General features: G+C 65.0%; 21 protein-coding genes. 3 read left to right on the forward strand and 18 right to left on the reverse strand.

Going from position 1 to position 22,328, the window contains the following annotated elements; genetic code table 11:
* Positions 1–5: 5 nt before the first annotated feature.
* From L0D18_RS06975 to L0D18_RS07030, 11 genes are all read right to left on the reverse strand, one after another.
* Positions 6–911: an aspartate carbamoyltransferase catalytic subunit gene (locus L0D18_RS06975; protein ID WP_243028160.1), complete on the reverse strand. Its 906-nt coding sequence runs from the start codon at positions 909–911 to the stop codon at positions 6–8.
* Positions 908–1,453, reverse strand: coding sequence for a bifunctional pyr operon transcriptional regulator/uracil phosphoribosyltransferase PyrR (pyrR, locus tag L0D18_RS06980; RefSeq protein WP_243028161.1), 546 nt, complete (start codon positions 1,451–1,453; stop codon positions 908–910). The genes L0D18_RS06975 and pyrR overlap by 4 nt, the downstream gene beginning before the upstream one ends.
* Before the next feature lie 234 nt (positions 1,454–1,687).
* Positions 1,688–2,017 (reverse strand): SPW repeat protein, encoded by a 330-nt coding sequence (locus tag L0D18_RS06985; protein WP_243028162.1) that lies wholly within the window; start codon positions 2,015–2,017, stop codon positions 1,688–1,690.
* A 61-nt stretch (positions 2,018–2,078) separates the two neighbouring features.
* A complete protein-coding gene (locus L0D18_RS06990) occupies positions 2,079–2,825 on the reverse strand; it encodes a sulfite exporter TauE/SafE family protein (RefSeq protein WP_243028224.1) in 747 nt (248 codons plus the stop codon).
* A gap of 262 nt (positions 2,826–3,087) precedes the next feature.
* The gene (locus tag L0D18_RS07000) at positions 3,088–4,398 is read right to left on the reverse strand and encodes a TldD/PmbA family protein (RefSeq protein WP_243028163.1); all 1,311 of its coding nucleotides are present in this window, start codon (positions 4,396–4,398) and stop codon (positions 3,088–3,090) included.
* The gene (locus tag L0D18_RS07005) at positions 4,395–5,789 is read right to left on the reverse strand and encodes a TldD/PmbA family protein (RefSeq protein ID WP_243028164.1); all 1,395 of its coding nucleotides are present in this window, start codon (positions 5,787–5,789) and stop codon (positions 4,395–4,397) included. Before L0D18_RS07005 ends, L0D18_RS07000 begins: the two co-directional genes overlap by 4 nt.
* 55 nt (positions 5,790–5,844) lie before the next feature.
* The gene (holA, locus tag L0D18_RS07010; RefSeq protein WP_243028165.1) at positions 5,845–6,738 is read right to left on the reverse strand and encodes a DNA polymerase III subunit delta; all 894 of its coding nucleotides are present in this window, start codon (positions 6,736–6,738) and stop codon (positions 5,845–5,847) included.
* A 3-nt stretch (positions 6,739–6,741) separates the two neighbouring features.
* Positions 6,742–7,899 carry an acyl-CoA dehydrogenase family protein gene (locus L0D18_RS07015; RefSeq protein WP_243028166.1) on the reverse strand — a complete coding sequence of 386 codons (1,158 nt, stop codon included), beginning with the start codon at positions 7,897–7,899 and terminating at the stop codon, positions 6,742–6,744.
* Between the two features lie 76 nt (positions 7,900–7,975).
* Positions 7,976–8,185: a heavy-metal-associated domain-containing protein gene (locus tag L0D18_RS07020; protein ID WP_243028167.1), complete on the reverse strand. Its 210-nt coding sequence runs from the start codon at positions 8,183–8,185 to the stop codon at positions 7,976–7,978.
* A 4-nt stretch (positions 8,186–8,189) separates the two neighbouring features.
* On the reverse strand, positions 8,190–8,615 hold the full coding sequence (locus tag L0D18_RS07025; RefSeq protein WP_243028168.1) for a DUF1999 family protein: 426 nt from the start codon (positions 8,613–8,615) through the stop codon (positions 8,190–8,192).
* A 7-nt stretch (positions 8,616–8,622) separates the two neighbouring features.
* Positions 8,623–9,954, reverse strand: a complete 1,332-nt coding sequence (locus L0D18_RS07030; protein WP_243028169.1) for a vWA domain-containing protein — start codon at positions 9,952–9,954, stop codon at positions 8,623–8,625.
* Positions 9,955–10,056: 102 nt separating this feature from the next.
* Between L0D18_RS07030 and tsaD the strand changes: the two genes are divergently transcribed.
* Both tsaD and secA read left to right on the forward strand, forming a co-directional pair.
* Positions 10,057–11,028, forward strand: a complete 972-nt coding sequence (tsaD, locus tag L0D18_RS07035; protein WP_243028170.1) for a tRNA (adenosine(37)-N6)-threonylcarbamoyltransferase complex transferase subunit TsaD — start codon at positions 10,057–10,059, stop codon at positions 11,026–11,028.
* A 38-nt stretch (positions 11,029–11,066) separates the two neighbouring features.
* Positions 11,067–14,060, forward strand: coding sequence for a preprotein translocase subunit SecA (gene secA, locus L0D18_RS07040; protein WP_243028171.1), 2,994 nt, complete (start codon positions 11,067–11,069; stop codon positions 14,058–14,060).
* Positions 14,061–14,186: 126 nt separating this feature from the next.
* Here the strand turns inward: secA and L0D18_RS07045 are convergent, their stop codons facing one another.
* The 7 genes from L0D18_RS07045 to L0D18_RS07075 all read right to left on the reverse strand — a co-directional run bounded on the left by L0D18_RS07045 (position 14,187) and on the right by L0D18_RS07075 (position 21,764).
* On the reverse strand, positions 14,187–14,921 hold the full coding sequence (locus tag L0D18_RS07045) for a YebC/PmpR family DNA-binding transcriptional regulator (RefSeq protein WP_243028172.1): 735 nt from the start codon (positions 14,919–14,921) through the stop codon (positions 14,187–14,189).
* Entirely contained in the window at positions 14,908–16,443 is a 1,536-nt protein-coding gene (locus tag L0D18_RS07050) for a cation:proton antiporter family protein (protein ID WP_243028173.1), read from the reverse strand. Before L0D18_RS07050 ends, L0D18_RS07045 begins: the two co-directional genes overlap by 14 nt.
* Before the next feature lie 69 nt (positions 16,444–16,512).
* On the reverse strand, positions 16,513–17,148 hold the full coding sequence (locus tag L0D18_RS07055; protein WP_243028174.1) for a DsbA family protein: 636 nt from the start codon (positions 17,146–17,148) through the stop codon (positions 16,513–16,515).
* Positions 17,149–17,215: 67 nt separating this feature from the next.
* Entirely contained in the window at positions 17,216–18,160 is a 945-nt protein-coding gene (gene speE, locus L0D18_RS07060; RefSeq protein WP_243028175.1) for a polyamine aminopropyltransferase, read from the reverse strand.
* A gap of 9 nt (positions 18,161–18,169) precedes the next feature.
* A complete protein-coding gene (gene speD, locus L0D18_RS07065; protein WP_114313752.1) occupies positions 18,170–18,571 on the reverse strand; it encodes an S-adenosylmethionine decarboxylase in 402 nt (133 codons plus the stop codon).
* Positions 18,572–18,593: 22 nt separating this feature from the next.
* Positions 18,594–21,194 carry a DNA translocase FtsK gene (locus L0D18_RS07070; RefSeq protein ID WP_243028176.1) on the reverse strand — a complete coding sequence of 867 codons (2,601 nt, stop codon included), beginning with the start codon at positions 21,192–21,194 and terminating at the stop codon, positions 18,594–18,596.
* A gap of 78 nt (positions 21,195–21,272) precedes the next feature.
* The gene (locus L0D18_RS07075) at positions 21,273–21,764 is read right to left on the reverse strand and encodes an OmpH family outer membrane protein (RefSeq protein ID WP_243028177.1); all 492 of its coding nucleotides are present in this window, start codon (positions 21,762–21,764) and stop codon (positions 21,273–21,275) included.
* 97 nt (positions 21,765–21,861) lie between these two features.
* Between L0D18_RS07075 and L0D18_RS07080 the strand changes: the two genes are divergently transcribed.
* Positions 21,862–22,296 carry a hypothetical protein gene (locus L0D18_RS07080; RefSeq protein ID WP_243028178.1) on the forward strand — a complete coding sequence of 145 codons (435 nt, stop codon included), beginning with the start codon at positions 21,862–21,864 and terminating at the stop codon, positions 22,294–22,296.
* Positions 22,297–22,328: the final 32 nt, after the last annotated feature.

The raw sequence follows: 22,328 nt of genomic DNA on the forward strand, positions 1-22,328 counted from the left end.
TGGCCCTACCGCTCTTTCCCCACGAGAAGGTGGTAGAGGACCGCCATGCGTACCGCTTGGCCATTTCGCACCTGGCGGTTCACCAGGCTTCTTTCCGAGTCCGCCAGCGTGCCCTCCAGCTCTATGTCCCGGTTCATGGGGCCAGGATGAAGAAGGGGGGCGCTGGGTTTCGTCTTTCTTAGGCGTTCTTCCGTCACCTGGTAGTGGGCGATGTAGTCCTGGAGGTGGATAAGACCTGCCTCCATGCGCTCCTTCTGGAGCCTTAGGACCATGACCGCATCCGCCTCCGCTAGGGCCTCCTCCAGATGGGGGGTGAGCCTAGCCCCGGGAAGGGTTTGGGGGAGAAGGGTGGGGGGGCCCGCCACCCAGACCTCGGCCCCGAGGAGGGGCAGGAGCTCCACGTTGGAGCGGGCCACCCGGGAGTGGAGGATATCCCCCACGATGGCGATCTTTTTGCCCTCCAGGGTGCCCAGGGCCTCCAGGAGGGTGTAGGCGTCCAAGAGGGCCTGGGTGGGGTGGGCCCGGCGCCCGTCCCCGCCGTTGATGACCACGCCCTTCACCCAGCGGGTGGCCTGGTGGGGAACCCCGGCGCTATCGGCCCGGATGACGTAGGCGTCTATGCCCATGGCCTCGAGGGTGAGGAGGGTATCCTTGTAGCTTTCCCCCTTCTGCAGGCTGCTCGCCTGAGCGGCAAAGGAGACCACATCCGCGGACATGCGCCTGGCGGCCAGCTCAAAGGAGATGCGGGTGCGGGTGGAGGGTTCAAAGAAGACGGTGGCCACGGTGAAGCCTTGGAGAGCGGGCACCTTCTTCACTGGCCTTTCCAGCACCTCAGACATGACCCGGGCGGTGTCCAGGAGGTTTTCCACCTCGGGCCGGGTCCAGCCCTGGAAGTCCAAGAGGTGCCTCATGCCTCCTCCCTTTCCCAAAGCTCCACCCGATCCTCGCCGTCCACTTCCGAGAGTTTCACCTTCACCACCTCGTTTCTGGCGGTGGGCACGTTCTTGCCCACGAAATCGGCCCGGATGGGGAGCTCCCTATGCCCCCGGTCCACCAGGACCGCCAGGTAGATGCGCCTAGGGCGGCCCAGGTCCATGAGGGCATCCAGGGCAGCCCGGGCGGTGCGGCCGGTGTAGAGCACGTCGTCCACCAGGACCAAGGCCTTCCCCGTGATGTCAAAGGGGATCCGGGTTTCCCGCACCTGGGGCCTGACCCCGATTTCCGAAAGGTCATCCCGGTATAGGGTGATGTCCAAAATCCCTACCGGCACCTCCTTCCCCTCAAACTCCCGGATGTAGCGGGCGATGCGCTCCGCCAAGGGGATGCCCCGGGTGTGGATGCCGATGAGGGCCAGCCCTTCCACACCCTTATTGGCTTCCACAATCTCGTGGGCGATGCGGTAGAGGGCTCGGCGCATCTCCTCGGCGTTTAAAAGCTCGGCCTTAAAGCGCACGGTTCACCTCCAAAAAGAAGCGGAGGCCAAAGCCTCCGCTCGGCTTCTGCTCTTTATCTTCACGAAATCGCATTCTTCCTCTCCTTTCCGGCCTCGCGGGACCGGTTTAAAGGCCGCCCTTACCTTACCTCCTCTTCTTGGGAGGGTGCAAGAGGCCAACCCGCCTAAGGCCTTGGCCAAAGGCGGGTGGTACGCCGGGTCTCCCACTCTGCCGCTTAGGCAAAGTGGGTGGTACTAGGCTGCCCGGGGTTTCTCCCGGGCGATGCTTAGGGCCAGAATCCCCACCAGGACGCCCACGATGATAGCGTTCCACATGGCGTTCCCCATGCCGCTGAAGCCCAGGATCCAAGGGGAGAGGATGAGCCAGACGCCCAAGACCACGTTCACCCATTCCTCCCACATGGGGCCACCCCGGAGGTGCAAAAGGGCCATAAGCCCCACCACCACCCCGATGATGACCGTGTTCCACATGGCGGCCGGGGTGCCGCTAAAGCCCAAAAGCCACGGGGAAAGGATGAGCCAGACGCCAAGGACCAGGTTGGCCCAATCCTGCCAGCGCTGCATTTGCCCACCTCCTTTCCCCTTTACGATAGACCACCTTCCCCCCGGGGAATAGTGCAAAAGGTCACCCTTTTTTGCCCAAGGGACGGAGGTACCGCCACGCGGTCCAGAGGAGGACAGCGGCGAAGACCAGGCGTAAGGTGGCCTCGGGCAGGAAATGGGCCACCTCACCCCCAAGAAAGGTTCCCAGAAGCACCCCGGGAACCAACCCGGGGGCAAGAAGGGCATCCACGTTGCCCAGACGGTAATGGGCGTAGGCCCCCACCAGGCTGGCGGGGACCATGGCCAGAAGGCTCGTGCCCTGAGCGGTGTGCTGGTCCATGCCCAGGAGGAGCACCATGGCCGGTACCATGATGGTCCCTCCTCCCACCCCCATCATCCCGGAGAGGAAACCGGTGAAGCCTCCTGCCAGGAGAAGGGTTAGGTCTTCCCAGATTTCACCCCGCACCAGGCCCAAGGGGGCCAGGTAGGGTTTCAGGAGCAGCAAAAAGGAGACCCCAAGGAGGAACCAGCCAAAGGCCCGCTTAAGATCCTTCTCCGCCAGGCTGTGGGCATAGCGGGCCCCAAAGCGGGCGGTGAGGATGGCCGTGGCAGCCAGAAACAAGGCCGCCTTCAAGCTCAAGGAACCTTGTAGCCCATAGGTGAAAGCTCCCACGAGCCCGGTGAAGAAAACCGCCACCAGGCTGGTGCCGTGGGCTTTGTGCTGGGTTAGCCGCAAAAGCCCCACCATGAGGGGAATCATCACCGTGCCCCCCCCAAGCCCCACAAGTCCCCCAAACCCCCCACCGAGAAGGCCGATGACGAAGCCCATGGGGCTCATACTACCGGGTTTGGGGGCTCTTTTCCCTCCAAAGCCGCGAGCAGGTTTCCCACCGCCATCCCGGCCCTGCGCTCCCGGGTCCTTCTTCCCGCCTGGCCGATATGGGGCGTCACCCCCACCTTGGGCAAGGTATAGAGGGGCTCACGATCCCGGGCGTGGCCAGGAGCTTCTCCCGGGCAAAATGGAGGGAGGGAAGGGATTTGGGGGTGTGGCTGGTGTAGACCCTCCACCGGCCGAAGGCCTTGGGTGGCCTCTAAGCCCCGGCAAAGGAAAGCTCGGCCACCGCCACCAAAGGGCTTCCGAAGGCTGCCCCCATCACCTCCCACTCCACCTCTTCCCCTACGGCCTCTATGGCCTGGAGAAGTTCCAGGAGGTTCCCGGCCACGGCGAAGTTTTCCACCGCGTACCGCACCTCCCCCTCCTCCACCCATAGCCCCAGGGCCTGGAGGGAAAAGTCCAGGCTCACGGGGTTGGCCCCGGCGTGGAGGCCCATGAACTCGGTTATCAGGACCCCCTTTTCCAGGTGCAGGTTGCCCACGGGTTCCAGATACAGGTTGGTGGGGGCCACGTCCAAAACCCCGCGGTAGGTGCGGAAGGCGTGGCCGGTGTTCTCCTGTCCCAAAGCCTTTGCGGTTTCCGTGTTGTGAAGAAAGGTCTTGAAGACGCCCTTTTCCACCACCACCGTGCGCCGGGCCGGGGTGCCTTCGGCGTCAAAGGGCCGGGAGACCAAGCCCTTTTCCAGGGTGGGGTCGTCCACCAAGGTGACCCACTCCGAGGCGATCCTTTCCCCAAGGCGATTTAGAAAGCGGCTTTTGCCCTCCAGGGCGCTTTTGCCGGAAAGGGACCGGGAGAGCACGTAGAGAAGCCCCGCCACGGCCTTGGGCTCCAGGTAGGCCCGGTAGCGGCCCGTGGGGAGGGGTTTGGCGTTTAGGAGCCTTGCGGTCTTCTCCCGGATCTCCAAGGCGGTGCGGCCAGGGTCTAGGGCGTGGAACTCCTTGGCCAGCCGAAAGTCCCAGCCTTGCTTGAGGCTATTGCCCTCCGCCATCACCAGGCTTCCCCCCATCCCGGCAAGCCCGGTGCGGAAGGCTCCCTCGGTACCCAGGGTGCTGGCCAGGGCCACCCGGACCTCCTTTTCCATATAACCCCCCATGAGGACGCTTTGGGTCCTGGGGTCTTCCCTCAGAGTCCTTTCCAGCTCCAGGGCACCTTGCTTCTTGGCCTCGAGGGGAGCAGAAAGCCCCTCTCCCAAGAGGTCATGGCTTCCCAGGGCCTGCCCCAGAGGGAGGGTGCCCTCCTTGCCGGAAAGCAGGGCGTTATCCCGGGCTTCCGAGAGGGCCCAGTCCAAGGCTTCGGGGGAGAGCTCTTCCGTATAGGCGTAGCCCAGCCGACCCTGCACCAGGACCCTTAGGCCAATACCCCCCTGCCGGGCCTCCTTGATCTCCTCTAGGGTGCCCTGCCGGGCCCTTAGGGAAAGCTCCCGTTCCTCCTGGAAAAGGACCTCCGCCTCGAGGCCCAGCTCCTTGGCCCGCCTTAACAGGTACCGTTTGGCTTCCTCCAGGGTCATGCCCTACCTCCCACCACCATCTCCGAGACCAGCACATGGGGCTGGCCCACCTCCACCGGCACCATCCCCGATAGGCTTCCGCACATGCCGGGGGCGTTTTCCCAGTCCTTGGCTACGGCCACCACCTTCCTGATGGTCTCGGGCCCCTTGCCCACCAGCATGGCCCCGCGGACGGGCTCCTCCAAGCGGCCGTGGCGGATGATGTACCCCTCCTGCACGGCGAAGTTGTACTCCCCCGAGCCCGGCTTCACCTGCCCGCCCCCCAGATCCTTGGCGTAAAGGCCAAACTCCACGCTGGCGATGAGCTCCTCCACCTCCTTGTCGCCCGGGGCGATGAAGGTGTTGCGCATCCTCGAGGTGGGGGCCAGGGTGTAGTCCTGCCTGCGGCCCGAGCCGGTCATGGGATAACCGGTGAGGAGGTGGCCCAGGCGGTCCACCATGTAGCTTCTCAAGATGCCCTTCTCTATCAGCACCGTCCGCTTTGTGGGGTGTCCCTCGTCGTCCACCTCCGTGGAGCCCCAGGCGTGGGGCAGGGTGCCATCGTCCACATAGGTGACCACGGGGCTTGCCACCATCTCCCCCAGCTTGTCCGCCAGGACGCTGGCCTTTTTGGCCACGCTGGTGGTCTCCAGGAGGTGGCCTAAGGCCTCGTGGAAGATGACCCCGCCGAAGGCGTTCCCCACCACCACGGGCATGGTCCCCGCGGGGGCGGGCCTGGCCCTTAGGTTGGTGAGGGCCTGGCGGGCGGCCTTGGCCCCCACCTCCTGGGGCGGATAGAGGTCAAAGAGTTCCAGCCCCACGCTTTTGCCGGGGGCGGCGTAACCGGTCTGGACCTCCGTGCCCTCCTGGGCCACCGCCAGCACGTAAAGCCTTGTGCGGACCCTTTTCTCCTCAGCCCAGGTGCCCTCGGTGTTGGCGATCAAGACCTCCTGTTCCCATTCCTGGAGGCTGGCCTCCACCTGCTGGATCTCGGGGGCGATCCGGGCCCCGGCCTCGGCCTCCAATAGCCTTTCCAAGCGGAAGCGCTTGTCCCTTTCCCCATAGGGCACCTTGGGGGTGTGGAGGCCTTGGGGGAAGGCCTTGCGGAAGTCCAGGCCCCCAGCCCCCCGTTCGTCCACCTTCCCCAGGGTCCCTTTGGCCCGAAGCAGGGTCTCCAGGGCTTCTTGAAGCCCTTCTTGGGTGAGCTGGTTGGTGTAGGCGTAGACCACCTCGGTGCCGAAGAAAAGCCTTAAACCCGCCCCGTAGTCCAGCCCCGAGATGGCCTCCTCCAGCCTGCCATAGCGCACGGTCATGCGCCTTCTTTTGGAGCGCTCCACGTAGACTTCCCCAAAGTCGGCCCCGCCCTTGAGGGCCTTTTTGAGAAGGCCTGCCACCACGTCCGGATGCAGCATGGGCTAAGCCTATCCCGGAACTGACCCGCGAGTCAACCGCTGGGGGCACGGGTGCCTAGCCCCGGGGAAGGGTGTTCAGAAGGGTATGGACCGCCCTCTCCAGGGCCAGCCAAGGGTCTTTGCCCTCCTTGGCCCGGCGTTCCCCTGCTATGAGGGCTTCCAGGCTGGCCTTGAGGGCGTTTCCTGAGAGGCTTCGGGCCAGCTCCATTGCCCGCTTGGCCGCGTAGGGGTGGGCCTCGAGGCGGGCCAAATCCCCTTCCGTGGGCCTAGGGTTTTCCTTCAGGAGCATCCAGGCCCGGGCCAGAAGGGCAAACTGCCAGGCGAAGGCCCCAAGGAGCCTTAAGGGCTCCTCGCCCTCTTCCTTTAGCCGCTTTAGGTGGCGGAAGACTTTTTGAGCATCCCCTTCCAGCACGGCCCGCACCAGATCAAACCCCGTGACCGGAGGCCTTAGGGCCACCACCCTTTCCACCTTTTCCAAGGTCAGGGGAGGCGTAAGGAGGGCCAGCTTCTCCAGCTCCCTTTCCAGGGCCTCGAGGTCCCCCTCCAGGGAGGCCAGGTACTGGACTATGCCCGCAGGCAGCCTTAACCCTAAGCGCTTGGCCCGGTTTTCCAGGTGGCGCACCAGGTCCTTGCCCTTAGGGGTGGGGAAGTCCCGCCTTTCCCGGGTGCGGTAGAAGGCGGCCCGGGAGGAAGTGGGCTTGGGGTCCAGAAGGAGTACCGTCACCCCCTCGGCTACCTGTTCCAATAAGGGTTTTATGGCCTTCCACTCCCCTTCGCCCACCTCCCTCAGGTCCATCATGGCCCCAGCTTCCCCAAAAAGCCCTGGGCTTAAGGCCTCGGCTAAGGCCTCGGGGGTGGGTTCGGTGAAGCGGGTTAGCCCCCTCAGTTGGGCTTCTCTAAGGAGCTCTTCCCTAGCCAAAAAGGGGTCCCCGGTGAAGGCGATGACCATGGCCTAAAAGGCACTAAGCCCCGTGGCCTCCCGGCCTAGGACCAGGGTGTGGATGTCGTGGGTGCCCTCATAAGTGTAGACGGTTTCCAGGTTGAGCATGTGGCGGATGGCGTGGTATTCCAAGGTGATGCCGCTTCCCCCCAGGATGTCCCGGGCCAGGCGGGCGGCCTTCAGGGCCTTCATCACGTTTTGCCGCTTGGCCAGGGAAACCTGGGCCGGCGTTAGCTTTCCCTCGTCCTTAAGCCGGGCCAGGCGCCAGGCCAGGAGGAGGCCCTCCGTGTGGTCGGAGAGCATCTCCGCCAGCTTGGCCTGGACCAGCTGCTTCTTGGCGATGGGCTCGCCGAAGGTGCTGCGGCTTTTGGCGAACTCCAGGGCCTCGGTATATACCGCTTCCAACGCACCCAAGACGCCCCAGGCGATGCCGAAGCGGGCCTGGGTGAGGCAGGAGAGGGGGGCTTTGAGCCCCTCCGCCTTGGGTAGGCGCAAGGCCTCGGGCACCCGGACGTCCTCCAGGACCAGCTCGCTGGTCACCGAGGCCCTTAGGCTCATCTTGTGCTTCACCTCCCGGGCCTGGAAGCCAGGGGTATCCGTGGGGACGATGAAGCCAAGAACCTTCCCCTCTTCGTCCTTGGCCCATATGAGGGCGATGTGGGCCAGGTTGCCGTTGGTGATCCACATCTTGCTGCCGTTTAGGACCCAGGTGTCCCCCTCTCGGCGGGCCGTGGTGCGCATGTTGCCGTAGGGATCGGAGCCGCCATCGGGTTCCGTGAGGCCGAAAGCCCCCACCATCTCCCCCCGGGCCAGCTTGGGCAGGAACTCCCGCTTCTGCTCCTCGCTGCCGAAGGCGTAGATGGGGTACATGACCAAGGAACTCTGCACGCTGACAAAGCTCCTAAGCCCTGAGTCCACCCGCTCCAGCTCGTAGGCGATGAGGCCATAGGCGGCGCTGGAAACCCCTGCCCCCCCGTACTCCGGGGGCAGGGTGGGGCCTAGGAAGCCCAGCTCCGCGAACCGGGGTATGAGGTGGGTGGGGAAGACCCCTTCCTCCCACCAGCCGCGGATATAGGGCAGGGCCTCCTTTTCCAGGAAACGACGGGCGGCCTTTTGGATCTCCTTCTCCTCCGGGGTAAGGAGGTCTTCTAGGGCGTAGAAGTCCAGCATGGGGCACCTCGAGGGCCAGTCTACCGGAAAGGGGCGTGCGCCACCCTACCTCAGTTTGCCTCGAGGTGGGGTGGCACTAGAGCATTCCCGCCAGGAAGCCCTCCTCCCGGATGGTGCGCAACAGGTCCATCACCGTGAGGACCTGGGGGTCGTACTCCACCAGGACCTGGGCGGGGCCGGTGGCCTGGACCTCGGAGGTTCCCTCCAGGTTCCGCAAGGCCGCAAGGATCCGCTCCATCCCCTCTGGGGTAGGCTCCCCCCGGATGCCGATAAGGACGCGGTTCATGCCCCTATTCTAGGACGCCCCGGGCCTCCCCCCTTGCCCCCCGGCTTCCCAGGATGCGCACCGCCAACACTAAAGGGCCTATGTGGAAGCCTTGGGCCTCTAGAGCCCTCTTGAGGGCTTCCCGGCTTGGGTCCAGGTGCAGGGCCACCTCGTAGACCCCGGCGTCGTAGGCGCTTTTCACCACTGCCGCCAGGAGGCCTTCCAGGGTGGCCTGGTCCTGGCCCTCCACCCGGTTTACCAGGACCGTGGTGGCCTCCCCCTGCCAAACCGCTTGCGCCAGGGCGAAGCCCTTGGGCTCCTCCCCTTCCTCCGCCAGGAAGGAGTGCCCGGTGCGGGCGAAAAAGCGCACCGCTCCCCGGCTTAGGGGCCGGTTTCCCGCCACCCGGTTCAGGAGATCCAGATCCAGCTCGCTAAAGGGACGGAAGCGCATGGGTCCATTATGCTTCTTGGGCCTGGGGCCTTTGGCGGAAGAGGAAGGCCTCGAGGAGGAGCACCATGGCGGCCAGGAGGGCCAAATAGCGGCCTGCCCCCCCTTCCTCCTTGGGCAGGAAACTGGGCCCGGGCGTGGGGAGGAGGGTTTCCCCGGGGGAAAGAAGCCCGCTTCGCACCTCCCGGTAAGGCCTGAGGAAGTTGTAGACCAAGATGGGGAAAAAGGGACGGTCCTGGATGGCCTCCAAAGGTGGTAGGTATAGCCCCCTTTCATGGAAAAAGATAAGCCCTACCCCCTCCTCCCCCTCGGCCAGGGGCTGCCAGGGCCCTTCCGGGGGTGGGGGCGAGGGTAGCCTCTCCCCCAGGAGGGCCACCCCCTCCAGAAGGGGGTGGGGGGTGGTGGCTAGGATCTGCAGGGGCCTCTCCCCCTTGGGGGCCAGGTAGAGGGTGGGCCTATCGGGGGGGCCCTCCGGTACCCCGATGCGCACCCTTACCTCGTCCCCCGGGGCCGTTCCCAGGAGCAGGAAAAGCCTCTCCAGGGCGGGAGCCTTGGGGTAGTCCACCCCAAGCCGCCTAAGGCCGAAGCTGGCCCCGTCATCCAGGTCTAGGGCGTCCCCGTTTAGGAGGCGGGCGGTGAAGGTGGGGGGAAGCCTCTCCAGCCGGGCAAAGCCCCGGGGGGGGACCGGTACCTCCTCCACCTTGCCCCCCACCTCCACCCGGGCGGTGAGGGTACGGCCGGCGCTGTTCCCCAGGGCCAAAAACCCCGGGGCCACGGCCACCATCCCCAGGTTCTCCTGGGGAGTCCCCACGCCGATATACCCCTCCACCCCGGGGGGCGGGGGGGCGTCGCTGGCCACCACCACGGGGGCCTTTAGGAGCCTTCTGCCTAAGGCGATGGCCTCCTCCAGCCGGGCTTCCCGGTCCTTGGCCTCCATCTCCAAAAGCCTCCTCCTCAGGGCGATGCCGGGGGCGGGGCCATAGGCCTCGGGCCTTTCCCCGGCCCGTACCAGCACCGCCTCGGGGGTCCTTTCCAGAAGGGGAAGGAGCCTTTCCTTGGCCAGGTCCAGCCGGGTTTTGGCCCCTTCCCGGGCGGCCATGCTGGCGGAGGCGTCCACCACATAGACCATAGGGGAAGGCCCCAAGGGGGGGTCCTCGAGGGCCAAGACCATGAGGGCTGCCGCCAAGAGGAGGAGAAGGAGCCTCAGGTCCAGCCGGGGCCGGAAGCGCCTCCTCCTGCCCTTTTGCCAGAGCCAAACGCCCGCCCAAGGGCGCACCCTGGGCCTCCTTGCCCGGTAGAGGAGGTAGACCAGGAGGAGGACCGGGAGGAGGAGCCAGAGCATCCCCCTTAGCCTAGCCGGACCCCTCGGCGTCTGCTAGGGTAGGAAGGGCCCAAGGGCTTGGGCAGGTCCGGATTCCCGGGGCGGGGGTTTGGAGGAAAGGCCATGTGGACTTTGGGCATAGACACCTCTTGCGACGACACTGGGGTGGGCTTGGTACGGGATGGGGAAGTGGTGGCCAACCTGGTGGCCAGCCAAGTGGCCCTGCACCAGGCCTTTGGTGGGGTGGTGCCCGAGCTGGCGAGCCGCGAGCACCTCAAGGCCCTTCCCCTCCTGGTGAAGGAGGCCTTGGCCCAGGCGGGGATCGGGCCCAAGGACCTCTCCCTGGTGGCGGCTACCCGGGGTCCGGGGCTCATCGGGGCCCTTTTGGTGGGGTACACCTTCGCCAAGGGGCTTGCTTGGGCCCTGGATAGGCCCTTTTACGCCATCCATCACCTCGAGGCCCATATTGTCGCCGCTTGGCCCGAGGGCTTAAACCCCCCTTTCCTGGCCCTGGTGGCCTCCGGGGGGCACACCCACCTCTTCCTGGTGGAGGCCTTGGGCCGCTACCGCCTCCTGGGGGCCACCCGGGACGATGCCGCCGGGGAGGCCTTTGATAAGGTGGCCAGGCTTCTGGGCCTGGGGTTCCCCGGGGGGCCGGAGATCGAACGTTTGGCCCAGGAGGCTAGGGAAGGAGTGCCCTTTCCCGTTCCCCTCAAGGACCAGAAGGGGTATGACTTCAGCTTCTCCGGCCTTAAGACCAAGGCGGTGCAGCTTCTGGAGGCAGGGCATGAGGCCCCGGCCTTGGCCAAGGGCTTCCAGGAGGCGGCGGTGGAACATTTGGCCCAGGTGGTCCTCCGGGCCGCCAAGGACACCGGCCACCGGGTGCTCCTGGTGGCGGGGGGGGTGGCGGCCAACCGCGCCCTTCAGGCCCGCTTCCAGGAGGCGGGGCTCACCGTCTACTTCCCTCCTAAAGGGCTTTCCCAGGATAACGGGGCCATGGTGGCCTTGGCCGCCTGGCGGCGCCACCAAGCGGGTTTTTCCCCTAGCCCCTTATCCCTGGGGGCCGCCGCCTACTGGCCCTTGGAGGAAGCCTGAAGGCTTTCTCATCCAATAGGGGTACAATCGGCCTTAGGATGCTGGGCCTCATACGGAAGCTTTTTGACAACAACGAGCGGGAGATCGCCCGCTACTACAAGCAAGTGGTGGAGCCCACCAACCGGCTGGAGCCGGAGGTGGAGGGGATTCCCGATCTGGCCTCGGCCTACGGGGAACTTAAGGAGAAGCACGAAAGGGGGGCAAGCCTCGAGGAGCTTCTTCCCATGGCCTTCGCCCTAACCCGGGAGTCCGCCAAGCGCTTTTTGGGCATGCGCCACTTTGACGTGCAGCTCATCGGCGGGGCGGTCCTCCACGAGGGCAAGATCGCCGAGATGAAGACCGGGGAGGGGAAGACCTTGGTGGCCACCCTGGCCGTGGCCTTGAACGCCCTGAGGGGCAGGGGTGTGCACGTGGTCACGGTGAACGACTACCTGGCCCGGCGGGATGCCGAGTGGATGGGGCCCGTGTACCGGGGCCTGGGCCTCAGCGTGGGGGTGATCCAGCACGGCTCCACCCCCGAGGAGCGCCGCAGGGCGTACCTCGCGGACGTCACCTACGTGACCAACTCCGAGCTGGGCTTTGACTACCTGCGGGACAACATGGCGATAGCCCCGGACCAGCTGGTCCTCCGCCACGACACCCCCTTGCACTACGCCATCATTGACGAGGTGGACTCCATCCTCATCGACGAGGCCCGCACCCCCCTCATCATCTCGGGCCCCGCGGAAAAGGCCACCGACCTCTACTACAAGATGGCGGAGATCGCCAAGAAGCTGGAAAAGGGCCTGCCCGCCGAGCCCGGGGTGCGCAAGGAGCCCACGGGGGACTACACCATTGAGGAGAAGAACCGCGCTGTGCACCTCACCCTTCAGGGGATCGCCAAGGCGGAAAAGCTCTTGGGGGTGGAAGGGCTTTTCAGCCCCGAGAACATGGAGCTGGCCCACATGCTCATCCAGGCCATCCGGGCCAAGGAGCTCTACCACCGGGACCGGGACTACATCGTCCAGGATGGCCAGGTCATCATTGTGGACGAGTTCACGGGCCGGCTCATGCCGGGGCGGCGCTATGGGGAAGGCCTCCACCAGGCCATCGAGGCCAAGGAGGGGGTGCGGATTGAAAGGGAGAACCAGACCCTGGCCACCATCACCTACCAGAACTTCTTCCGCCTCTACGAGAAGCGGGCCGGCATGACCGGCACCGCCAAGACCGAGGAGAAGGAGTTCCAGGAGATCTACGGCATGGACGTGGTGGTGGTGCCCACCAACCGCCCCATGATCCGCAAGGACTATCCCGACGTGGTCTACCGCACGGAAAAGGGCAAGTTCTATGCGGTGGTGGAGGAGATCGCCGAGAAGTACGAGAGGGGCCAGCCCGTCTTGGTGGGCACCATCAGCATTGAGAAGTCGGAAAGGTTATCCCAGATGCTTAAAGAGCCCCGCCTCTACCTGCCCCGGCTGGAGATGCGCCTGGAGCTATTCAAGAAGGCCAGCCAGAAGCAGCAGGGGGAGGCGTGGGAGCGCCTGAGGAAGCTCTTGGAAAAGCCCACCCAGTTTAAGGACGAGGACCTGGCCCCCTTTGAGGAGCTCATCCCCCCCAAGGGCAACCTGCGCGCGGCTTGGGAGGGTCTAAAGCGGGCGGTGCACACCCTGGGTATCCTGCGCCAAGGTATTCCCCATCAGGTGCTCAACGCCAAGCACCACGCCAAGGAGGCGGAGATCGTGGCCCAGGCGGGCCGGAGCAAGACGGTCACCATCGCCACCAACATGGCGGGCCGGGGTACGGACATCAAGCTGGGCGGAAACCCCGAGTACATGGCGGCGGCCCTTCTGGAGAAGGAGGGCTTTGACCGGTACGAGTGGAGGGTGGAGCTCTTCATCAAGAAGATGGTGGCGGGCCAGGAGGAGGAGGCCCAGGCCCTGGCCCAGGAGCTGGGGATCAAGCCCGAGCTTCAGGAAAGGATCCGCCAGATCCGGGAGGAGTGCAAAGCCGACGAGGAAAGGGTGCGAGGGCTGGGCGGGCTTTTCATCCTGGGCACCGAGCGGCACGAGTCCCGCCGCATTGACAACCAGCTCCGGGGCCGCGCCGGGCGCCAGGGGGACCCGGGGGGTAGCCGCTTTTATGTGAGCTTTGACGACGACCTCATGCGCCTTTTCGCCTCGGACCGGGTCATCGCCATGCTGGACCGCATGGGCTTTGACGACTCCGAGCCCATAGAGCACCCCATGGTGACCCGCTCCATCGAGCGGGCGCAAAAGCGGGTGGAGGACCGGAATTTCGCCATTCGCAAGCAGCTTTTGCAGTTTGACGACGTGATGGCCCGGCAGAGGGAGGTCATCTACGCCCAGCGCCGCCTGATCCTCTTGGGTAAGGACGAGGAGGTGAAGGAGGCGGCCCTGGGCATGGTGGAGGAGACGGTGGCCGGGATCGCGGAAAACGTCCTAAACCCACAGGTGCATCCTGAGGACTGGGACCTCGAGGCCTTGAAGGCCACCCTTTTGGACACCGTACCCCAGCTTGCAGACTTTCCCTTTGAGGAGCTTAGGGCTCTAAAACCCGAAGAGGGTACAGAGCGCCTGGTGGAGGCGGCCCTGAAGGCCTACGAGGCCCGGGAAGCCGAACTGACCCCACTCCTCATGCGGGCCGTGGAGCGCTTCGTGATCCTCAACGTGGTGGACTCCGCCTGGAAGGAGCACCTTCACAACCTGGACGTGCTTCGCCAGGGCATCTTCCTCCGGGGTTATGGGCAAAAAGACCCCTTCCAGGAGTACAAGATTGAGGCCACCCGGCTTTTCAACGACATGGTGGGCTTCATCAAGGGGGAGGTGGCCAAGTTCCTCTTCCGGCTCAAGGTGGAGGCGGAGCCCGTGCGCCCGGTGCGGGAAGCCCCGTACGTGCCCGTTCCCTCCCCTAAGGAGGAGGCCCGGCCCTTTGGCGTGGAGAAGAAGCGCCCCCTTACCCCGCCTCCCCAGCCGGGTCTTTCCCGGGCCGAGCGCCGGCGGATGATGCGGGAGGAGAAGAAGCGTAAAAAGTAAGGAGAATGGCCTGGGGTGGCCCCAGGCTCTTTTCTCCAGTTTCCTACTCCAAGCCCCACCGAGATGGCGTCTACCCAAGGTCCTTCCCAGGGCCCCCACCCTTGCTTGGGCCAGGGTGAGGTGGTATCAGGCCTCCACCTGGAGGCTAGCGGGGTCCAGGTTAGTATAGACGTGTTGGACGTCGTCCAGGTCCTCTAGAGCCTCCACCAGGCGCATCACCTTGGCCGCCTCTTCTGGGGGCAGGGCTACCGTGTTCTGGGGGTGCTGTACCACCTCCACCGCCTCCACGGGGATGCCCCGCTTCTTAAGCTCCTCGGCTATGCGGTAGGTCTCGGCGGGGTCGGTGTAGAGGGTAAGGCTTGCCCCTTCCTCCTCGAGGTCCAAGGCCCCAAGCTCAATGGCCGCCTCCTGAGCCGCCTCGGAGTTTTGGCAGACGATCACCCCTCTGCGCTCAAACTGCCAGGCCACGCTGCCCGAGGTGCCCAGGGAGCCCCCATATTTGCTGAATACATGGCGCACTTCTCCGGCGGTACGGTTGCGATTCTCAGTTAAGGCGTAAACCAGGAGAGCCACGCCGCCAGGGGCGTAGCCTTCATAGACGATCTCCTCGTACTGCTCGGCACCGTCCCCCCCGCCTTGAAGCTTCTGGAGGAGGCGCTCAATGTTTTCCATGGGGACATCGTCGGCCCGGGCCGCCTCTATGGCGTTGCGCAGCTGGACGTTGGCCTCGGGGTAGGGGCTTCCCCCGGCTCGGGCGGCCGCCTGGATGGCCCTTAGGTGCTTGGAGATGATCTTGCCGCGCTTGAGGTCGTTGGCGGCCTTTTTGCGCTTGATCTGTGCCCACTTGCTATGACCGGCCATGGCTCACCTCACCCATTATAGCCAGCTTTTCCAGCACTTTCTCCGCCAGGCGCTCCCCGGCCTCGCGGAAGGGATGGAAGAGGAGGGTGACGCCGGCGGCCTCCAGGGCCGGGTCTTCCTCCAGGTGGAAGCTGGTGGCGGCCAGAATGCCCCTGAAGCCCCGCTCCTTCAGCCAGCGGGCCGCCAGGAGTTTGGCCTCGAGGTCCGGTAGGGCCAGGACTATGGCCTTGAGGTTCCTAAGGTCCAGGCGTTCCCAAAGCTCGGGGTCCTCCGCGTCCCCGTAGAAGACCTTCCGCCCCTTGGCTTGGTGGCGGGCCACCTTCTCGGGATCGGCGTCCAGGCCCACGGGGCGCTCCCCCTTGGCTTCCAGGATGCGGTAGACGGCCCCCCCGGTACGGCCCATGCCCACGATGAGCACCGTGGTCCCTTCCAGGCGCTCGGGTTCCTGGTCGGGGTGGGCTACTTTCCGCTCCAGGGGGAGGAGGCGGGATTCCAAGCGCTTGTAGAGGCTATGGCTGTACCGGGCCAAGGGGGCCGACAGCGCCATGGAGAGGGCCACCACCAGGGCAAGGGTGGAAAGGCTAAGGGGAAGAAGACCCGCTCGTTCCAAGACCACGCCCACGATTAGGGCGAACTCGGAATAGTTGCCCAGGTACATCCCGCTGACGAAGGCGGTGCGGGCCCGAAGCCCCAGGAGGAGAAAAAGGCCGAAAAAAAGAGGGGATTTGACCAGGGTGAGGAGGAGGAGGGTCAGGACCAGCCCCACCTCCACGCCCCGTAGCCCCTCCCTTAGCCCTATGTCCAGGAAGAAGGCCACCAGGAAGGCCTCCTTCAGGCTCCAAAGGGCCTTGGCCATCTCCCCCCCCTTTTCATGGCCGGCGAGGAGGACCCCCATCAGGAGGGCCCCCAGCTCCGGGGATAGGCCCACCTGGCGGAAGCCCTCCCCCCCAAGGAGGGCCAGGCCCAGACCGAAGAGCACCAAGAGCTCGTCGTGGCCGCTTTTCTCCAAGAGCCAGGCCATGGCAAACCGCCCTAGGGGCAGGAGGAGGATCAGGCCGGCCCAGGGGCTGATCCGGTTTTCGCCATAGAGGGTGATGAGGCCCACGGCCACCAGGTCCTGAAGGACCAGGATGCCTACGCTGAGGCGGCCGTGGTAGGTGGTGAGCTCCTTTTTGTCCTCCAGGACCTTCACCACCAGCACGGTGCTGGAAAAGGCCAGGGCTATGGCCAGGGGAAGGTTTCCCAAGAAGAGAAGGGTCAGGAGGGAAAAGAGCAAGAGGTGGAGTCCCCCGGCCACCAGGACGCGAGGCTCCAACAGGTCCTGGAAGCGGAGCTTTAATCCCACGGTGAAAAGCAAAAGGAGGACCCCGATTTCGGCCGCATGGTGTAAAAACTCCGTCTCCCTCAGGCCCAGCCCGTGAAGGGCAAAACCGGCCGCCAAATACCCCACCAAGGGGGGAAGCCCCAGGCGGCTCGTCAGTAAGCCCAGGGCGAAGGCCGCGGCCACCCAAAGGGCCTCCATGGGTTCCAGGGTAGCAAAGAAATCAAAACACGGTAGGCTTTACCCTTCCGTGTTTCTACACCCGTCCCCTCATTTCTTCTCGGCCAGGGCTTTGTCCAGGAGGTTCTTCCATTCCTCGTAGCTCAGGAAGCCGGTGCGCTTCTCCCCGGCGATGAAAAAGGTGGGGGTGCCGGTGAGCCCCAGGTCCGTGGCCAGCTTTTGGTCGGCCAGGACCCCCTCCCGGTGCCTTCCGGAGGCCAGGCACTGGGCGAAGGCATCTTCGTCTAGACCCATCTGCCCCGCCAGGTCCACCAGGTAGCGGTCCAGCACGCTTCCTTGCAGTTCGCCCCAACTGGAGGCGGCCCGGAAGAGGACCTCGTGGTACTCGTAGTAACGCCCTTGGTCGGCGGCGCAGGCGGCGGCCTCCCCCGCTCGGATCACATTGGCTTGGCCCGGGAAGGGGAAGTCACGGAAGAGGTAGCGCACCTTGCCGGTGTCTATGTACTCAGCCTTAAGCCGGGGAAGGACGTTCAGGGCGTGGTTCTGGCAATGGGGGCAGAGGTAGTTGGAAAAGTCCACCACGGTTACGGGGGCATCCTCGCGTCCCAGGGTGAAGCGGGCCCCCTGGGCAGGGTCTAGCCCCGCCTTGCCCTTGGGTCCGAAAAGGATCCAGCCAAGGCCCAAAAGGGCTAGGGCCACCACCACGAGAACTATGGCGCGCTGCATGGGCTTACTCTACCACGCCCCGGATGAGAAGCCTCAAGCCGGGCCCAGTTGGGCTAGAAAAAGGCCTTTAGCCCCCGTAGGGGGCTTGCCGGGCCTCTCCCTCGGGGGTCACGTAGAAGGGATTTTGGTCCGTGGATACCAGGGTTTCCCGGTCTATGGCCTCCTGGATGTCCTTGGGCAGGACGAACATGGCCTCGAGGTAGGGGGCGGAAAGGTGGCGGAGGGCTAGGTTCCGTTCCCGGATGCGAGCCTCTATGACCCCCTCGGAGAAGGCGGCGGGATCGAAGGCGTCCGAGGCCAGGAGGAAGCCGAAGTTCAGGAAGAAGCCGGGGATGTGGTTCTTGTAGCTGCGCACGTAGCGGAAGGCCTCCCGCACCGTGCGGTGGATCACCGGGTGGATCCGGTGGTGGGTGAGCATGATCATGCCCGCCTGCATGCCCATGATCCCGCCGGGGTTCAGGTGGGCCTTGACCAGCCGGTAGAACTCCACCGTATAGAGGAGCCGGGCGGGGTTGTCCTCCCCCACGGGATCGGTGAGGTCGATGACGACCACATCGTACGTGTCCTGGGTCTGCTCCAGGTAAGCCCGGGCGTCGTCAATGATCAGGACCGCCCGGGGGTCCTCGAAGGCCCCCTGGTGCCACTCGGGCATGTGCTGCTTGGCCACCTCCACCAGCTCCCCGTCTATATCCACCATCACCGCCCGTTCCACGGTGGGGTGCTTGAGCACCTCCCGCAAGGTGGCCCCTTCCCCGCCTCCCACGATCAAAACGGCTTTGGGCTCGGGGTGGGAGAGCATGGCCGGGTGGACCAGGGTTTCGTGGTAGACGTACTCATCCCTTTCGGTGCTCTGGACGTCCTTGTCCAGGACCAGCACCTTGCCAAAACCCTGAGTTTCAAAAAGAAAGTAGTCCTGGTACTTGGTTCGGCCGGAGGCGATCACCCGCTCCATGCGCCGCACCATGGTCTCAAAAGGGGTGATGTGCTCAAAGAAGTACATGCCGTAGTCCATAGCTATTAGCTATCCTCCTTGTTGGCCGCCAAAGGCCCGCCGCTTGATGGCGTGCTCCGTTCCCCGCCAGTACCGGAAGGCCGATTCCTCCTTGGCCCCGAAGGCCCGGGAAAGCCCCTTCAGGACCTCCTCCGGGTTCACCCCATCCCGGTAGAAGTAGAGGTCCAAGGTGGCGGAGGCGTTGTCCTCGGGCCAGGTGTGGATCATCACCGCCGCCACCGGGCTGACCACGGCGGCGGAAAGACCCTGGGGATGAAACTTGTACACCACCGACTGGGCCGCATCCCTGGGCGCCCCCAAGCGCATCACCGCATCCAAGAGGGCCGCCTCCACCATCTTGGGGTTTTCCAAGACATCCAGGTCACAGCCGTAGATTTCCGCCACCCAGCGCCCGCCCGGCACCGCTTCCACAAGGGGCCATGATAGCACACCTCTAGCCGAAGAAGTCCTTAAGCTGTTCTTTGCTGACAAGGACCTCCCGGGGCTTGGAGCCCTTGGGCGGTCCCACGATGCCCATGGCCTCGAGGGCATCCATGAGCTTTCCGGCCCGGGCGTGGCCGATGGAAAGGCGGCGCTGCAGGCGGCTTACGGAGCCATAGCCCTCCTCCACCACGATCTCCGCCGCCTTCTTAAGGAGGGGATCGGAGAAGTCCACCTCCCCCACCCCTGTCCCTTCCGGCACCTTTGGGGGTTCAAAGTCCTGGCCGTAGGCTTCGGCAAACCGGTCCTCAAAGCTTTGTCCCCTTAAGAAACCCGCCAGGCGCCCTACTTCCTCCTCGGAAAGGTAGGGCACTTGCAGGCGCACGGGCTTGGGAAGCCCGGGCTGGTGGAAGAGGGCGTCCCCCTGGCCGATCAGCTTCTCGGCCCCCTGGGTGTCCAGGATGGTGCGGGAGTCAAAACCGCTGGACACCGCAAAGGCCAAGCGGGCGGGGATGTTCACCTTGATGAGGGAGGTGAGGATGTCCACGCTGGGGCGCTGGGTGGCCAGGATGAGGTGCATTCCCGTGGCCCGGGCCATCTGGGCCAGGCGCAGGATGGCCGCCTCCACCTCCTTGGGAGCGGTCATCATCAGGTCGGCCAGCTCGTCCACCACGATGACCAGGTAGGGAAGGGCCTCCCCGCCTTCCCTCTCCATCTTGGCGTTGTACTGCTCCAGGTTCCGGGCCCCCACCCCGCTCATGAGCCGGTAGCGCCTTTCCATGTGGGCCACCGCTCCCTGCAACACGCTGGCGGCCTCCTCGGGGCTGGTGACCACGGGGCGCACCAGGTGGGGGATGCCCTCGTAGGGGGTGAGCTCCACCATCTTGGGGTCTATGAGGAGAAAGCGCAAGGTGGTGGGGAGATGCTTAAAGAGGAGGCTGGCGATGAGGACGTTGATGGCCACGCTTTTGCCACTGCCGGTGGAGCCGGCGATGAGAAGGTGGGGCATCTTGGCTAGGTCCCGCACCCAGATTTCCCCCTCAATGCTCTTGCCCAGCACCAAGGGCAAAAGGGCCTTGGCGTTTTGAAAACTGGGGGAAAGGACAGCCTCGGAAAAGCGCACCAGTTCCCTTTTGGGGTTGGGCACCTCCAAGCCCACGGTGTTCTTGCCGGGGATGGGGGCCTCTATCCGCACCGCACCCACGGCCAGGGCCCGGGCCAGGTCGTTTTGTAGGCTCTGGATGCGGCTTATTTTCTCCCCGGGGGCAGGCAGAAGCTCGTAGCGGATCACCGAGGGCCCGCGGGCGTGGCCCACCACCTCCGCCTGGACCCCAAAGTGCTTGAGGGTGTCGGCGATGGTGCGTTTGAGCCTTTCCACCTCCTCTTCCAAACCCCGGGTGGTTCCCTTGGGCTCCGGGGGGTCCAGGAGGTCCGGGGTGGGAAGGGCCAAGGCGGTGCTTTGGGGAAGGGGACGGGGCGGGGAAGGCGGGTCCGGTAAAGTTTGGGGCGGGGAGGGCTCGGGAAAGACCAGGTCCAGGTCAAAGGGTTCCGGTTCGGGGGCAGGGGGTGGGGAGGAGGGGACAGGCGGGGGGTTGCCCGTGAGCAAGGCCCTTAGCCCCTCGGCCTGGGCCTCGGGATGGCGGGAGAGGAAGGATAGCCAGGAGGCAAGCTCCTCAAAGCGGGCCTCCAGGTCCTGGACCAGGCCAGCAAGCTCCTCCCACCGGGCCTTGCGCTCTTCCCTAAGCCTTAGCCCCCGCACCAGTCCCCCCACGGTGGCCCCGGGGGTGGGGATAGGGTGGAGGGCCTTCAGGCGGGCGAGGAGGGCCTGGGCCTCGAGGTGGAGGGCGGCCCGCCGCTCCTCCAGGGCATCCCGCAGGGGGCCTTCCCCAGGCAGGGGGTTTCTCAAGGCCTGCAGGAGGGCTTGAAGCCGGGGTTCTAAAGGCCTTTGATCCTCCTCCATTTGCCGCTTAAGTTCGGTGGCCCGTTCCTCCAAGAAGGCCCTTAAGGCCTTCTCCACCCCGGGTAGCTCGGCGGGGGAAAGGTTTTGCGCCAGGGCCTTTAGGGCGGTGTGCTCTGGGTAAAGGCGGGCGAGGAGGCCGATCCTTTGCTTAAGGAGAAGGGCCTTCACCCGGTACCGGACCTGTCGCACCGCCTCCACCCCCAGGTGCAGGCCGGTGAGGAGAAGGTGAAGGGGAGGTTTCCGCCGCCAGAGGTCCAGGACCAAGGAGGCAAGGAGGAGGGGTAGGGCAAGGCCCAAAGCCCCTGCCTTGGCCTCGAGAAAAGACCGCCAGGTATTCCCCAGGTGCCCCGAAAGGGGCCCAAGGAGGGGAAGAAGGGCGAAGGCCAAGAGGTAGAGGAGGAGCAGGTGGCGCAGGAGGGGTTTTAGGGGTTTGCCTCGGTATAGAACCCCTGCCAGCAGAAAGAGGGTTGGGGGAAGGAGATAGGCGGGGAGGCCCAGGTTGCTGTAGAGGGACTCCCGAAGAAAGACGCCCAAGGCTCCGCTAGGAACCGGCAAGAGGGGAGAGAGCAGGAAGAGGCCTGCGCCTAAGGCCACGGTGGAAAGGGCCTCGAGGTCGCGGTTACGGCTGGGCTTGGCCGGCTTCCGCTTCGCCATCGGAAGGATTATAACCTCCAGATGGACCAGCTAAAAGAAAAACCCCGGGGAAACCTTTCCCCGGGGGAGGGGTTTGGGCTAGCGCTTCAGCTCCTTCTTTACCGCTTCGGTTAGGTCGGTGTCGTCGTCGGCATACACCACCAGGCCCGACTGGGCCGCCACCTGGCGGCTCATGACCACGGAGAAGCCCTGGGCCTTGGCCACCTTGGCGATGGCCTTATCCACATCTTCCAGGATGGGTTTAAGCACGGGGTTCTGCCGCTCCTGCCACTTTTTCACCGTGTCTTGGTAGGTTTTGACCAGGGCCTCGTAGTCCTGGCGCTCCTTGGCCGTGGCCTGTCCGGAGCGGATCTTGGCTTCCAAGGGCTTGATCTTCTCCTCTAGGGGGTTAAGGTCCTTTCGGGCTTGGGCCTGGAGGTCTTGGACCTTTTTGTAATCGGGGTGGGCCTGCACCAGGGCATCGGCGTCCACAAAGCCCACCCGGCTGGCCACGGTTCTATTTTGGGCCAGCATGGGGGTAAGGAGGGCGCCGAGAGCCACCAAGAGGGCGACCAGGGGAAAGCGCTTCATAGCCAAAAGCCTAAAGCTTCAGGGTGAAGGGTGCGTGAGAGAAGCCTCTCTTCCCCTTGGCCGCAAGGAAGGGTAGCATGCCGGAAGGAGGTGGGTTATGCGCAAGATCGTCTTGGTTTTGGCGTTGCTGGCCTTAGGCACCGGGGCTTTCGCCCAGCGGGCGGTTTCCTTCCGCCTTTCCTTGCCCCCTGCGGGGCTGGGGCTGGGCCTCGAGGCGCCCTTGGAGCGCAACCTAGCCTTCCGGGGCTTCGCGGATCTCTTTCCCGGTGGGCCCAGCTTCCTGGTGGCGGGGGAGGTTCTCTTCAAGCCGGATTTGGGCCAGCTGGACCGGGACCTTAGGGGCATACGCCCTTACTTTGGCGGTGGGCTTGCCGGCCACTTTGCCGGCCCCGGGGAGGTGGGGTTACACCTTTCCCTGGGGGTGGAGTTCCTCCTGGATGCCCGCACGGGGATCTTCCTGGATGGAGAGTACTTTTACGCCTTTGGCGGGGGCCGGCTTGCCCGTACGGTCATAGGGGCCAATCTGCGCTAGAGGGACCTCCCTGTCCCCGCCCAGCCTTGGGC

This window comes from Thermus albus, from assembly GCF_022760855.1.
GTDB lineage: Bacteria > Deinococcota > Deinococci > Deinococcales > Thermaceae > Thermus > Thermus albus.